The sequence below is a fragment of the Bacteroides cellulolyticus genome, from assembly GCF_025567135.1.
In the GTDB taxonomy this organism is placed as follows: domain Bacteria; phylum Bacteroidota; class Bacteroidia; order Bacteroidales; family Bacteroidaceae; genus Phocaeicola; species Phocaeicola cellulolyticus.
On sequence record NZ_JAOQJJ010000005.1, the window covers coordinates 53,457 to 67,319 of the forward strand.

A 13,863-nucleotide genomic window follows, 5' to 3' on the forward strand; every position below is an offset into this window, starting at 1 on the left:
CTCTTTAAATGATAAAATCCATCGCTGTTATAGCTCAGCGGTAGAGCACTTCCTTGGTAAGGAAGAGGTCCCGGGTTCAAGTCCCGGTAACAGCTCATTGAGATAGAAAAGCTGATTATTAATCAAAATAAATAACAAGTAAAGCTATGGCTAAAGAGAAATTTGAACGTTCGAAACCGCATGTAAACATCGGTACAATTGGTCACGTTGACCACGGTAAAACTACTTTGACTGCTGCTATCACAACAGTATTGGCAAAGAAAGGTCTTTCAGAAATGCGTTCATTCGATTCTATCGATAACGCTCCAGAAGAAAAGGAAAGAGGTATCACTATCAACACTTCTCACGTAGAATATCAGACTGCTAACCGTCACTATGCTCACGTTGACTGTCCGGGACACGCCGACTACGTTAAGAACATGGTAACTGGTGCTGCTCAGATGGATGGTGCTATCATCGTAGTTGCTGCTACTGATGGTCCTATGCCTCAGACTCGTGAACACATTCTTTTGGCTCGTCAGGTAAACGTTCCACGTCTTGTTGTATTCTTGAACAAGTGTGATATGGTTGACGATGAAGAAATGTTGGAACTTGTAGAAATGGAAATGCGTGAATTGCTTTCATTCTATGATTTCGATGGTGACAACACTCCTATCATCCGTGGTTCTGCACTTGGTGCATTGAACGGTGTTCCACAGTGGGAAGAAAAGATTATGGAACTTATGGATGCAGTTGATACATGGATTCCACTTCCTCCACGTGATATCGATAAACCATTCTTGATGCCTGTTGAAGACGTATTCTCAATCACTGGTCGTGGTACAGTTGCTACAGGTCGTATCGAAGCTGGTGTTATCAAGGTAGGTGACGAAGTTGAAATCCTTGGTCTTGGTGAAGACAAGAAATCAGTTGTAACTGGTGTTGAAATGTTCCGTAAATTGTTGGATCAGGGAGAAGCTGGTGATAACGTAGGTTTGTTGCTTCGTGGTATCGACAAGAATGAAATCAAACGTGGTATGATCCTTTGCCACCCAGGACAGGTTAAAGCTCACTCTAAATTCAAAGCTGAGGTTTATATCTTGAAGAAAGAAGAAGGTGGTCGTCACACTCCATTCCACAACAAATACCGTCCTCAGTTCTACTTGCGTACTATGGACTGTACTGGTGAAATCACATTGCCAGAAGGAGTTGAAATGGTAATGCCAGGTGATAACGTTACAATCAACGTTGAACTTATCTACCCAGTAGCATTGAACGTAGGTCTTCGTTTCGCTATCCGTGAAGGTGGACGTACAGTAGGTGCTGGTCAGATTACTGAACTTCTTGACTAATACAAGTCAATAATATAACAATATTTAGTTCCCGAGATTTATTTTCGGGAACTATTTTTACGGGAATAGCTCAGTTGGTAGAGCATCGGTCTCCAAAACCGAGTGTCGGGAGTTCGAGCCTCTCTTCCCGTGCTAAAATTGATAGGATATGTTTAAAAAGATAGCTAATAATTTTAAGGAATCATACAACGAACTAGTCCATAAAGTTACATGGCCTACGAGTAAAGAGCTTTCTAGCAGTGCAGTGGTTGTTTTAACTGCTTCCCTACTCATTGCACTGGTTGTTTTTCTTATGGATTCTGCCTTCCAGTTTATAATGGGAGATATTATCTATCCGCACTAAAAATAAGAAAAGATGTCTGAGATTGTAAAAAAATGGTACGTACTTCGTGCCGTAAGCGGAAAAGAAGCTAAGGTAAAGGAATATCTTGATGCTGATTTAAAGCATAATGAACTTAGCGAATTCGTATCTCAGGTATTGATTCCTACCGAAAAATATGTTCAGGTTCGCAATGGCAAAAAGATTGTGAAAGAAAGAAGTTATCTTCCTGGATATGTTTTGGTTGAAGCAGCTCTGGTAGGTGAGGTTACTCATTATTTGAGAAACATCCCTAACGTGATTGGCTTCCTTGGTGGTCAGGAAAATCCGGTGCCACTAAGACAATCGGAAGTGAATCGTATTTTAGGTACGGTAGATGAATTGCAAGAAGTGGAAGAGGATTTGAGTATCCCTTACACAGTAGGCGAAACAGTGAAAGTTTGTGTTGGACCGTTTACTGGTTTCAGTGGTCTCATTGAAGAAGTAAATTCGGAAAAACGTAAGTTGAAAGTAATGGTCAAAATCTTCGGACGTAAAACTCCGCTGGAATTAGGCTTTACGGATGTGGAAAAGGAATAACTCATTCTGTTACGTGATGTTGTTCTATTCGTTATTCAATTATATTAAATCTAAAAAAAATGGCTAAAGAAGTTGCTGGACTAATCAAATTACAGATTAAAGGAGGCGCTGCAAATCCATCACCTCCCGTTGGACCTGCTTTGGGTTCTAAGGGTATTAATATCATGGAATTTTGCAAGCAATTCAACGCCAGAACCCAGGACAAGGCAGGTAAAGTATTGCCTGTTATCATTACCTACTACACAGACAAGTCTTTTGATTTCGTAATCAAAACTCCTCCTGTAGCAATACAGTTGTTGGAAATGACTAAATTGAAGAGCGGTTCTGCTGAACCTAACCGTAAGAAAGTTGCTGAACTGACTTGGGATCAGATTCGTACTATCGCTCAGGACAAGATGGTTGACTTGAACTGCTTTACTATTGAAGCTGCTATGAGAATGGTAGCTGGAACAGCTAGAAGTATGGGTATCGCTGTAAAAGGTGACTTCCCGGGTAATAACTAATTAACTTCAATTGAGAATGGGTAAACTGACAAAAAATCAAAAGTTAGCTGCAGAAAAAATTGAAGCAGGGAAAGCATACTCACTAAAAGAAGCTTCTGAATTGGTAAAGGAAATCACTTTTACAAAATTCGATGCTTCATTGGATATTGACGTACGTTTAGGTGTTGACCCTCGTAAGGCAAACCAGATGGTAAGAGGTGTTGTTTCTCTTCCTCATGGTACAGGTAAGCAGGTTAGAGTGCTTGTTCTGTGTACACCTGATGCTGAAGCTGCTGCAAAAGAAGCTGGTGCTGACTATGTTGGTCTTGATGAATATATTGAAAAGATCAAAGGTGGATGGACTGATATTGATGTGATAATCACTATGCCGTCTATCATGGGTAAGATCGGTGCTCTGGGTCGTGTGCTCGGTCCTCGTGGATTGATGCCAAACCCTAAGAGTGGTACTGTAACTATGGATGTAGCTAAGGCTGTTAAGGAAGTTAAGCAAGGTAAAATTGATTTCAAGGTTGATAAGAGCGGTATCGTTCATACTTCAATCGGTAAAGTATCATTTACTGCTGACCAGATCCGTGAAAATGCGAAAGAATTTATCGCTACAATCATAAAACTGAAACCTACTACAGCTAAAGGTACTTATATAAAGAGTATTTATCTTTCAAGTACAATGAGTAAGGGTATTAAGGTTGACCCTAAATCAGTGGACGAAATTTAAAATAAGGAGTAATCATGAGAAAGGAAGATAAAGGCGCAATTATAAGTCAGTTGGCTGATACAGTTAAGCAATACGGACATTTCTACTTGGTTGATACAACTGCAATGGATGCAGCTTCTACAAGTGAACTTCGTAGAAAATGTTTTAATGCTGGTATTAAGCTGATGGTTGTGAAGAATTCTTTGCTTCACAAAGCATTGATGAGTTTGGATGTTGATTTCTCTCCATTGTATGACTCTTTGAAGGGTACAACTTCAGTAATGTTTACAGAAACTGCAAACGTTCCTGCAAAATTACTTAAGGAATACAAAGAGGGAGTTCCTGCATTGAAAGCTGCATATGCAGAAGAAGGTTTCTATGTAGGTGCTGATCAACTCGATGCACTCGCTACAATCAAGAGCAAGAACGAAGTTATCGCAGATATCATTGCATTGTTGCAATCTCCTGCGAAGAATGTTGTTTCAGCTCTTCAGTCTGGTGGTAACACCATTCACGGAGTTCTTAAGACTTTGGGCGAACGTGCTGAATAATACAGCGGTTCAACCATTAAGAACAAAAAATAATTATTTATATTCAATTTAGTAACAAACAATTAAATTCATACAAAAATGGCAGATTTGAAAGCTTTTGCAGAACAATTAGTTAACTTGACAGTAAAAGAAGTTAATGAACTTGCAACTATCCTTAAAGAAGAATATGGTATTGAACCTGCTGCTGCAGCTGTAGCTGTTGCTGCTGGTCCTGCTGCTGCTGGTGCAGCTGCTGCTGAAGAAAAAACATCTTTCGATGTAGTTTTGAAGAGCGCAGGTGCTGCTAAGTTGCAGGTAGTTAAGGCCGTTAAAGAAGCTTGTGGTCTTGGCTTGAAAGAAGCAAAAGACATGGTTGACGGTGCTCCTAGCGTAGTTAAAGAAGGTTTGGCTAAAGACGAAGCTGAATCTTTGAAGAAAGTATTGGAAGAAGCTGGAGCTGAAGTTGAGCTTAAATAAGATTATCCTGTAAATCAGGTAGTTCGGTTAAGAGTCCTCGTCATTGAGGATTCTTAACCTTTTTGCGTCTCACAGCGTATCGTTGTCTTAACAACAGAAAAATATAATTATTTTTAATTCATAATTGAATTACAGATGTCTTTAAACACTCAAAATCAAAGAATTAATTTTGCTTCTATTAAGAATCCGATGCAGTATCCGGATTTCCTGGAAGTACAATTGAAGTCGTTTCATGACTTCCTGCAACTGGACACACCGCCTGAATTGCGTAAGAAGGATGGACTCTACAAGGTATTCTCTGAGAATTTCCCTATTGCAGATACACGCAACAACTTCGTGCTCGAGTTCCTCGATTACTATATAGACCCGCCACAATATTCTATCGATGAATGTCTGGAAAGAGGTCTTACATATAGTGTCCCTTTGAAAGCTAAAATGAAGCTTTATTGTACAGACCCCGATCACGAGGATTTTGATACAGTAATTCAGGATGTATTCTTAGGCCCGATTCCATATATGACACCAAAGGGTACATTTGTAATAAATGGTGCAGAACGAGTTGTCGTTTCTCAGTTACATCGTTCTCCTGGTGTATTCTTCGGACAGAGCATACATGCTAATGGTACAAAACTGTACTCAGCACGTATTATCCCGTTCAAGGGCTCATGGATTGAGTTCGCTACAGATATCAACAATGTCATGTATGCATACATCGACCGTAAGAAAAAGTTGCCTGTAACAACATTGCTACGTGCCGTTGGTTTTGAAAACGATAAAGACATTCTTGAAATCTTCAATCTGGCAGAAGAAATTAAGGTTAATAAGCAGAACCTTAAGAAGATTGTAGGCAGAAAGCTTGCTGCACGTGTTCTTAAAACCTGGACAGAAGATTTCGTTGATGAAGATACTGGTGAAGTTGTATCTATTGAACGTAATGAAGTAGTTATCGACCGTGAAACAGTTATCGAACCGGAGCATATTGATACTATACTTGAATCCGGAGTACAGAACATCCTAGTACATAACGAAAACGCTAACGCTTCTGACTACTCAATTATATATAATACACTGCAGAAAGACCCGTCTAACTCTGAGAAGGAAGCTGTATTGTACATCTACAGACAGTTGAGAAATGCTGACCCTGCTGATGATGCCAGCGCAAGAGAGGTTATTAATAACCTGTTCTTCTCTGAGAAACGTTATGACTTGGGTGATGTAGGTCGTTACAGAATTAACAAGAAGTTGTCACTTGATACATCAATGGATGTTAGAGTGTTGACTAAACAAGATATTATCGAAATCATCAAATACCTTATCGAGCTTATTAACTCTAAGGCTGACGTTGATGATATCGACCACTTGAGTAACCGTCGTGTACGTACCGTGGGAGAACAGCTTTCAAACCAGTTCTCTATCGCTTTGGCACGTATGAGCCGTACTATTCGTGAACGTATGAATGTACGTGACAATGAAGTGTTTACTCCGATAGACTTGATCAACGCCAAGACTATTTCGTCTGTTATCAATTCATTCTTCGGTACAAATGCTTTGTCACAGTTCATGGACCAGACAAACCCATTGGCTGAGATTACACACAAGCGTCGTCTCTCTGCTCTTGGTCCTGGTGGTCTTTCACGTGACCGTGCCGGATTCGAAGTACGTGACGTTCACTATACTCACTACGGACGTTTGTGCCCTATTGAAACTCCTGAAGGTCCGAACATCGGTTTGATTTCTTCTTTGTGTGTATATGCAAAGATCAACGACCTTGGATTTATCGTAACTCCTTACCGTAAAGTTAAGGATGGCGTAGTTGACTTGTCACCAGAAGGTATCGAATACCTTTCAGCTGAAGAGGAAGAAGATGTAGTAATTGCACAGGGTAATGCTCCACTTAATGACGATGGTACATTTATCCGTGAAAAAGTTAAGGCTCGTCGTGACGCTGACTATCCAGTAGTAACACCGGATCAGGTACAGTTGATGGACGTTTCTCCTCAGCAGATTGCATCTATAGCAGCTTCTTTGATTCCGTTCCTTGAACATGATGACGCTAACCGTGCGTTGATGGGATCAAACATGATGCGCCAGGCTGTTCCATTGTTGCGTACTGAAGCACCTATTGTAGGTACTGGTATTGAAAAACAGCTTTGCGAAGATTCAAGAACTCAGATTGCTGCTGAAGGTGATGGTGTTATTGACTTCGTTGATGCTACTACAATACGTATATTGTACGACCGTACAGAGGATGAAGAGTTTGTAAGCTTCGATTCTGCTTTGGTTGAATATAAAATACCTAAGTTCCGCAAAACTAACCAGAGCATGACTATCGACTTGCGTCCTATCTGCTCAAAAGGTCAGCGCGTGAAGAAGGGTGATATCCTGACTGAAGGTTATTCAACAGCAAACGGAGAGTTGGCTTTGGGTAAGAATCTGCTTGTAGCATACATGCCATGGAAGGGATATAACTATGAGGATGCTATCGTATTGAACGAACGTGTAGTAAGAGAAGATATCCTTACTTCTGTACACGTTGATGAATACATCCTTGAAGTGCGTGAAACAAAACGTGGTATGGAAGAGCTTACTGCAGATATTCCTAACGTAAGCGAAGAAGCAACTAAAGACCTTGATGAGACAGGTATCGTACGTATAGGTGCACGTATCGAACCGGGAGATATACTTATCGGTAAGATTACTCCTAAGGGTGAATCTGATCCTTCTCCTGAAGAAAAACTGTTGCGTGCAATCTTCGGTGATAAGGCTGGTGACGTTAAGGATGCTTCTCTGAAGGCTTCACCATCATTGAGAGGTGTGGTAATAGACAAGAAGCTGTATTCACGTGTAGTCAAGACTCGCAGTGAAAAGAATGCAGATAAACTTATCTTGCCTAAACTGAATGAGGAGTTTGAAGAAAAAGTAGCAAAACTTAAAGATATACTTGTTGAAAAATTGATGGTTCTTACTAATAACCTCGTTTCTCAGGGTGTCAAAGATTATCTGGGAACAGAAGTTATTGCTAAGGGCGCTAAATTCAACAAACGTGATCTTGAAATTCTTGACTATACTGTTATCCAGCTCAGCTCATGGACTTCTGATGAACATAAGAATGGCATGATACGCTCATTGATTATGAACTTCATCAAGAAGTATAAGGAATATGATGCTGAATTGAAACGTAAGAAATTCGCTCTTACTATTGGTGATGAGTTGCCATCAGGTATTATGCAAATGGCTAAAGTTTACATTGCCAAGAAGCGTAAGATCGGTGTCGGTGATAAGATGGCCGGTCGTCACGGTAACAAGGGTATTGTATCAAGAGTTGTTAGACAGGAAGATATGCCATTCTTGGCTGACGGTACTCCGGTAGATATAGTATTGAACCCATTGGGTGTGCCTTCACGTATGAACATCGGACAGATATTCGAAGCTGTATTGGGACGTGCAGGAAAAGAACTTGGACTCAAATTTGCAACACCAATCTTCGATGGTGCAACACTTGAGGATCTTGATAAATGGACAGACAAGGCAGGTTTGCCACGTTATTGCAAGACTTATTTGTATGATGGTGGTACTGGTGAACAGTTTGACCAGCCGGCAACAGTTGGTGTAACTTACATGCTTAAACTTGGTCACATGGTTGAAGACAAGATGCATGCTCGTTCAATCGGTCCATATTCGTTGATTACGCAGCAGCCACTTGGTGGTAAAGCTCAGTTCGGTGGTCAGCGTTTCGGAGAAATGGAGGTTTGGGCTATCGAGGCATTCGGTGCAGCTCACATTCTTCAGGAAATTCTGACAATCAAGTCAGACGACGTTGTAGGACGTTCTAAGGCTTATGAAGCTATTGTCAAGGGTGAACCAATGCCTACACCGGGCATACCAGAGTCACTGAACGTATTGCTTCATGAATTGAGAGGTCTGTGCTTGAGCATAACAATGGAATAAACAAAAAAACAAATTTAAGTATGGCTTTTAGAAAAGATACTAAAATAAAAAGTAATTTCTCTAAGATTACTATTGGTTTGGCTTCACCAGAAGAGATTCTTGAAAACTCTTACGGTGAGGTTCTGAAACCAGAAACCATTAACTACCGTACCTATAAGCCTGAACGTGATGGCTTGTTCTGCGAGCGTATATTCGGTCCGGTAAAGGATTACGAATGTCACTGTGGTAAATACAAACGTATTCGATATAAAGGTATTGTCTGCGACCGTTGTGGTGTTGAAGTAACAGAAAAGAAAGTACGCCGTGAACGTAGTGGACATATACAGCTGGTTGTACCGGTTGCTCATATCTGGTACTTCCGTTCATTGCCTAATAAAATCGGTTATCTGCTCGGCTTGCCTACAAAGAAGCTTGATGCAATCATTTATTATGAACGCTATGTCGTTATACAACCGGGTATTAAGGCTGAAGACGGATTGAGCAAGTATGACTTGCTTGAAGAAGGCGAATATCTTGATATCATGGAATCACTTCCTAAGGAAAACCAGTTCCTTGACGATAGTGATCCTAACAAGTTCATCGCTAAGATGGGTGCTGAAGCAATCTACGATCTTCTTGCAGGATTGGATCTTGACGCACTTTCATATGAACTTCGTCATAAGGCTAACAATGATTCATCTCAGCAGCGTAAAAATGAAGCATTGAAACGTTTGCAGGTTGTTGAATCGTTCCGTTCTTCAAAGGGAAGAAACAAGCCTGAATGGATGATTATCAAGAACGTTCCGGTTATACCACCAGAATTGCGTCCTCTTGTACCATTGGATGGTGGACGTTTCGCAACTTCTGACTTGAATGATTTGTATCGTCGAGTTATTATACGTAATAACCGTCTGAAGAGACTTATTGAAATCAAGGCTCCTGATGTAATCTTACGTAATGAAAAGCGTATGCTTCAGGAAGCTGTTGACTCATTGTTCGATAACTCTCGTAAGGCAAGCGCGGTTAAGACAGACGCTAACCGTCCTTTGAAATCTCTTTCTGATAGCTTGAAAGGTAAGCAGGGACGTTTCCGTCAGAACTTGCTGGGTAAGCGTGTTGACTACTCTGCACGTTCGGTAATCGTCGTTGGTCCTGAATTGAAGATGGGTGAGTGCGGTATTCCTAAGTTGATGGCTGCCGAACTTTACAAACCATTTATCATCAGAAAACTTATTGAAAGAGGTATCGTTAAGACTGTAAAATCAGCGAAGAAGATAGTTGACCGCAAGGAAGCTGTTATTTGGGATATCCTTGAACATGTAATGAAAGGACATCCGGTATTGCTGAACCGTGCGCCGACACTTCACCGTTTGGGTATCCAGGCATTCCAGCCTAAGATGATCGAAGGTAAGGCTATCCAGTTGCATCCATTGGCATGTACTGCGTTCAACGCCGACTTCGACGGTGACCAGATGGCCGTACACTTGCCTTTGAGCAATGAAGCTATTCTGGAAGCTCAGATGTTGATGTTGCAGTCACACAACATCCTTAACCCTGCAAACGGTGCGCCTATCACTGTGCCTGCACAGGATATGGTTCTTGGTCTTTACTATATTACTAAGTTGCGTAAGGGTGCAAAAGGTGAAGGACTTATATTCTACGGACCTGAAGAAGCTCTTATCGCATACAATGAAGGTAAAGTAGATATTCATGCAATAGTTAGCGTAGTTGCTAATGACTTGGATGAAAACGGAAATATTGTCAAGAAGATGATTAAGGAAACTTCTGTAGGACGTGTAATCGTAAATGAAATCGTTCCTGACGAATGTGGTTACCTTAATACAATCATATCTAAGAAGTCATTGCGTGACATCATCAGCGATGTAATCAAGGCTGTGGGTGTTGCACGTGCTTGTGAATTCCTTGACGGTATCAAGAACCTTGGTTATAAGATGGCATTCGAAGGTGGTCTGTCGTTCAACCTTGGTGATATCATTATACCGAAGGAAAAAGAAGAACTGGTAAGACGTGGTAACGAAGAAATTGAACAGATTATGATGAACTATAACATGGGATTCATCACTGACAATGAACGTTACAACCAGGTAATTGATACTTGGACACACGTTAACAGTGATTTGTCTGATATTCTGTACAAGACTATCAAGAACGACGACCAGGGATTCAACTCAGTATTTATGATGCTTGATTCAGGTGCCCGTGGTTCTAAGGAACAGATCCGTCAGTTGTCTGGTATGCGTGGTTTGATGGCTAAACCTCAGAAAGCAGGTGCCGAAGGTGCTCAGATCATTGAAAACCCTATCCTTTCTAACTTTAAGGAAGGTCTTTCCGTGTTGGAGTACTTTATTTCAACTCACGGTGCTCGTAAGGGTCTTGCCGATACTGCGTTGAAGACTGCCGATGCCGGATACTTGACTCGTCGTCTTGTTGACGTATCACACGATGTGATTATCAACGAAGAAGACTGTGGTACATTGCGCGGACTTGTTTGTACAGCATTGAAGAATAACGATGAAGTTATTGCTACACTTTATGAACGTATTTTGGGACGTGTTTCTGTACACGACATTATACATCCTACAACTGGTGAGCTTATTGTTGCTGCCGGTGAGGAAATAACAGAAGCAATAGCTGAAGAAATAGAAAAATCACCTATCGAAAGCGTAGAAATCCGTTCTGTGCTTACTTGTGAGTCTAAGAAGGGTGTTTGTGCTAAATGTTACGGACGTAACCTTGCTTCAAGTAAGATGGTTCAGAAAGGTGAGGCTGTGGGTGTCATCGCTGCACAGTCAATCGGTGAACCGGGTACACAGCTTACTCTTCGTACATTCCACGCCGGAGGTATCGCCGGTAACATGGCTGCTAATGCATCTATCGTTGCCAAGAACCCTGCTCGTCTGGAATTTGAAGAATTGCGTACTGTTGATGCTGTTGAAGAAACAGGCGAACCAGTTAAGATTGTTGTAGGACGTTTGGCTGAAGTTCGTTTCGTTGATATCAATACTGGTATCATATTGTCAACTCACAACATACCTTACGGTTCTAAACTTTATGCAGCAGACGGTGAAATTGTTGAACAGGGTAAACTTATTGCAAAATGGGACCCATTCAACGCTGTAATCGTAACTGAAGTTGGTGGTAAGATAGACTTTGAATCAGTAATCGAGAACGTAACTTATAAGGTTGAATCTGATGAAGCAACTGGTTTGCGTGAAATCATCATTATTGAGTCTAAGGATAAGAACAAGATCCCATCATTGCATATACTTGACGAAAACGGTGGTATCCTGCGTACATACAACTTGCCTGTAGGTGGTCACGTAGTAGTAGAGGATAAGGAAAACGTTAAGGCTGGTGACATTCTTGTTAAGATCCCACGTGCGGTAGGTAAGGCTGGTGATATCACCGGTGGTCTTCCACGTGTAACAGAGTTGTTTGAGGCTCGTAACCCATCTAACCCTGCTGTGGTATCAGAAATTGACGGTGAAATCACAATGGGTAAGATCAAACGTGGTAACCGTGAAATCATCGTGACATCCAAGACTGGTGAAGTACGTAAGTATCTGGTAGCGTTGTCTAAGCAGATTCTTGTACAGGAAAACGACTATGTACGTGCCGGTACTCCATTGTCTGATGGTGCTATTACTCCAGCTGATATCCTTGCTATTAAGGGTCCTACAGCTGTACAGGAATATATCGTTAACGAAATCCAGGACGTTTACCGTCTGCAGGGTGTGAAGATCAACGATAAGCACTTCGAAATTATCGTACGTCAGATGATGCGTAAGGTACAGATTGACGAACCGGGTGATACAAGATTCCTTGAACTTCAGGTGGTTGACCGCCAAGAGTTTAACGAAGAAAATGATAGAATCTGGGGTAAGAAAGTTGTAGTGAGTGCGGGAGATTCTCAGAACCTTAAACCGGGTCAGATAGTAACAGCTCGTAAGTTGAGAGATGAAAACAGCTTGTTGAAACGTCGTGACCTCAAACTGGTTGAAGTTCGTGATGCTATTCCTGCTACATCAACTCAGATACTTCAGGGTATCACTAGAGCAGCTCTTCAGACTTCAAGCTTTATGTCTGCAGCTTCCTTCCAGGAAACTACTAAGGTGCTTAATGAAGCTGCAATAAACGGTAAGGTTGACCGTCTGGAAGGTATGAAGGAAAATGTGATCTGTGGTCATTTGATTCCTGCAGGTACCGGACAGCGTGAATTCGAAAAGATTGTGGTAGGTTCTAAAGACGAATACGATAGAATCCTTGCTAATAAAAAGAATATATTGGACTATAATGACGTAGAATAATCTATTCTTAATATATAAAAAGAGAGCAGTAACTTAATGAATAATATAGAGTTACTGCTCTTCTTTTTTTGTTATATCTGATATTTTATCCGAAACAAATTCCCATTCTTCTGCCTTGTTCCACCAGTTCATGATTTTCTGTTACCAAACGTAGTTTTCCTGCAGTTTCGTAAAGAGGTATGGATGATATCTTGCTGCCTTGCAATGCCACCATTCTGCCGTATTGCTTATTTGAGATTAATTCTACAGCATGACCTCCCATCAGTGTTGCCAGATTTCTGTCGAATGCCGTAGGGCTTCCACCACGTTGGATATATCCAAGAACAGTTTCCCTAGTTTCGAAACCTGTTTCGTATTCTATTTCCTCGGCTATATATTGCGCGGCTTTTTTACCTTCAGGGGTGTTTATTCCTTCTGCTACTACTACTATTGAGTAAGGTTTGCCTTTTTTTAATCTGTTGATTATGGTATCACCTATCCTGTGAATATCAAATGGAATTTCAGGCATTAATATAATATCTCCGCCACCTGCCATACCTGAATACAGGGCCAACCATCCGGCTTTATGTCCCATGACCTCTATAACCATTACCCTTTGATGTGAACTGGCTGTAGAATGTAGCCTGTCTATCGCGTCGGCAGCAATTGAAACTGCTGAATCAAAGCCAAATGATATGTCTGTACCCCATACATCATTATCAATGGTTTTAGGTATGCTTACTACATTTATACCTACTTCCATTAATTTGGCAGCAGTCTTTTGGGTGCCGTTTCCTCCAATACAGACAAGACAGTCTATGCCATAATCCTTGATGGTATTTATGATCATTGATGGCTTGTCATTGTTGATCGAGGCTGAGGCTTTTTTGAATGGTTTCTCACGTGATGTTCCGAGTATGGTACCACCTAATGTGAGTAAACCTGATATTGAATCTTCTGTAAGACGGTTTACATGTCCGTCCATTAGGCCACGGAACCCGTTGTGAATGCCGTAAACTTCCATTCCATAATGATTTAGTGCACTTTTGCATACACCGCGTATCGTTGCATTTATACCAGGACAATCGCCTCCTGATGTCAGTATTCCTATTTTCATATGGCAAACAATTAATTTATGATGTAAAGTTATTAAAAAAACAAGATTTACTCGATTTTAATAAAAAATAATCCTGCCA

10 protein-coding genes and 2 tRNA genes are annotated in these 13,863 nt (G+C 41.0%); 11 read left to right on the top strand and 1 reads right to left on the bottom strand.

Annotated elements, in window-relative coordinates; translation table 11 throughout:
• The first annotated feature begins 23 nt into the window (after positions 1–23).
• The 11 genes from OCV82_RS07020 (at position 24) to rpoC (ending at position 12,688) form a co-directional block, all read left to right on the top strand.
• Positions 24–95 (top strand) — tRNA-Thr (locus OCV82_RS07020).
• 51 nt (positions 96–146) lie between these two features.
• Positions 147–1,331: an elongation factor Tu gene (tuf, locus tag OCV82_RS07025; protein ID WP_154043741.1), complete on the top strand. Its 1,185-nt coding sequence runs from the start codon at positions 147–149 to the stop codon at positions 1,329–1,331.
• Between the two features lie 59 nt (positions 1,332–1,390).
• Positions 1,391–1,463, top strand: a tRNA-Trp gene (locus OCV82_RS07030).
• A 16-nt stretch (positions 1,464–1,479) separates the two neighbouring features.
• Positions 1,480–1,674, top strand: coding sequence for a preprotein translocase subunit SecE (gene secE / locus OCV82_RS07035; RefSeq protein WP_154043742.1), 195 nt, complete (start codon positions 1,480–1,482; stop codon positions 1,672–1,674).
• Between the two features lie 12 nt (positions 1,675–1,686).
• Entirely contained in the window at positions 1,687–2,229 is a 543-nt protein-coding gene (gene nusG / locus OCV82_RS07040) for a transcription termination/antitermination protein NusG (protein ID WP_154043743.1), read from the top strand.
• Positions 2,230–2,288: 59 nt separating this feature from the next.
• A complete protein-coding gene (gene rplK / locus OCV82_RS07045) occupies positions 2,289–2,732 on the top strand; it encodes a 50S ribosomal protein L11 (protein ID WP_154043744.1) in 444 nt (147 codons plus the stop codon).
• A 16-nt stretch (positions 2,733–2,748) separates the two neighbouring features.
• Positions 2,749–3,447 (top strand): 50S ribosomal protein L1, encoded by a 699-nt coding sequence (gene rplA, locus OCV82_RS07050; protein WP_154043745.1) that lies wholly within the window; start codon positions 2,749–2,751, stop codon positions 3,445–3,447.
• A 14-nt stretch (positions 3,448–3,461) separates the two neighbouring features.
• Positions 3,462–3,977, top strand: coding sequence for a 50S ribosomal protein L10 (gene rplJ, locus OCV82_RS07055; protein ID WP_154043746.1), 516 nt, complete (start codon positions 3,462–3,464; stop codon positions 3,975–3,977).
• Between the two features lie 78 nt (positions 3,978–4,055).
• Positions 4,056–4,433 (top strand): 50S ribosomal protein L7/L12, encoded by a 378-nt coding sequence (rplL, locus tag OCV82_RS07060; protein WP_007567329.1) that lies wholly within the window; start codon positions 4,056–4,058, stop codon positions 4,431–4,433.
• 135 nt (positions 4,434–4,568) lie between these two features.
• On the top strand, positions 4,569–8,381 hold the full coding sequence (rpoB, locus tag OCV82_RS07065; RefSeq protein ID WP_154043747.1) for a DNA-directed RNA polymerase subunit beta: 3,813 nt from the start codon (positions 4,569–4,571) through the stop codon (positions 8,379–8,381).
• A gap of 20 nt (positions 8,382–8,401) precedes the next feature.
• Positions 8,402–12,688 (top strand): DNA-directed RNA polymerase subunit beta', encoded by a 4,287-nt coding sequence (rpoC, locus tag OCV82_RS07070; RefSeq protein ID WP_154043748.1) that lies wholly within the window; start codon positions 8,402–8,404, stop codon positions 12,686–12,688.
• 85 nt (positions 12,689–12,773) lie between these two features.
• On the opposite strand, the gene OCV82_RS07075 is transcribed toward rpoC, so the two are convergent.
• The gene (locus OCV82_RS07075; protein WP_154043749.1) at positions 12,774–13,784 is read right to left on the bottom strand and encodes an ATP-dependent 6-phosphofructokinase; all 1,011 of its coding nucleotides are present in this window, start codon (positions 13,782–13,784) and stop codon (positions 12,774–12,776) included.
• Positions 13,785–13,863 lie beyond the last annotated feature (79 nt).

Excerpts from the sequence above, each read along its gene's own strand:
- rplL (WP_007567329.1), top strand. The coding sequence starts at position 4,056 with ATGGCAGATTTGAAAGCTTTTGCAGAACAATTAGTTAACTTGACAGTA.
- tuf (WP_154043741.1), top strand. The coding sequence starts at position 147 with ATGGCTAAAGAGAAATTTGAACGTTCGAAACCGCATGTAAACATCGGT.
- rpoC (WP_154043748.1), top strand. The coding sequence starts at position 8,402 with ATGGCTTTTAGAAAAGATACTAAAATAAAAAGTAATTTCTCTAAGATT.
- nusG (WP_154043743.1), top strand. The coding sequence starts at position 1,687 with ATGTCTGAGATTGTAAAAAAATGGTACGTACTTCGTGCCGTAAGCGGA.
- rplJ (WP_154043746.1), top strand. The coding sequence starts at position 3,462 with ATGAGAAAGGAAGATAAAGGCGCAATTATAAGTCAGTTGGCTGATACA.
- rplA (WP_154043745.1), top strand. The coding sequence starts at position 2,749 with ATGGGTAAACTGACAAAAAATCAAAAGTTAGCTGCAGAAAAAATTGAA.
- rpoB (WP_154043747.1), top strand. The coding sequence starts at position 4,569 with ATGTCTTTAAACACTCAAAATCAAAGAATTAATTTTGCTTCTATTAAG.
- secE (WP_154043742.1), top strand. The coding sequence starts at position 1,480 with ATGTTTAAAAAGATAGCTAATAATTTTAAGGAATCATACAACGAACTA.
- rplK (WP_154043744.1), top strand. The coding sequence starts at position 2,289 with ATGGCTAAAGAAGTTGCTGGACTAATCAAATTACAGATTAAAGGAGGC.
- OCV82_RS07075 (WP_154043749.1), bottom strand. The coding sequence starts at position 13,784 with ATGAAAATAGGAATACTGACATCAGGAGGCGATTGTCCTGGTATAAAT.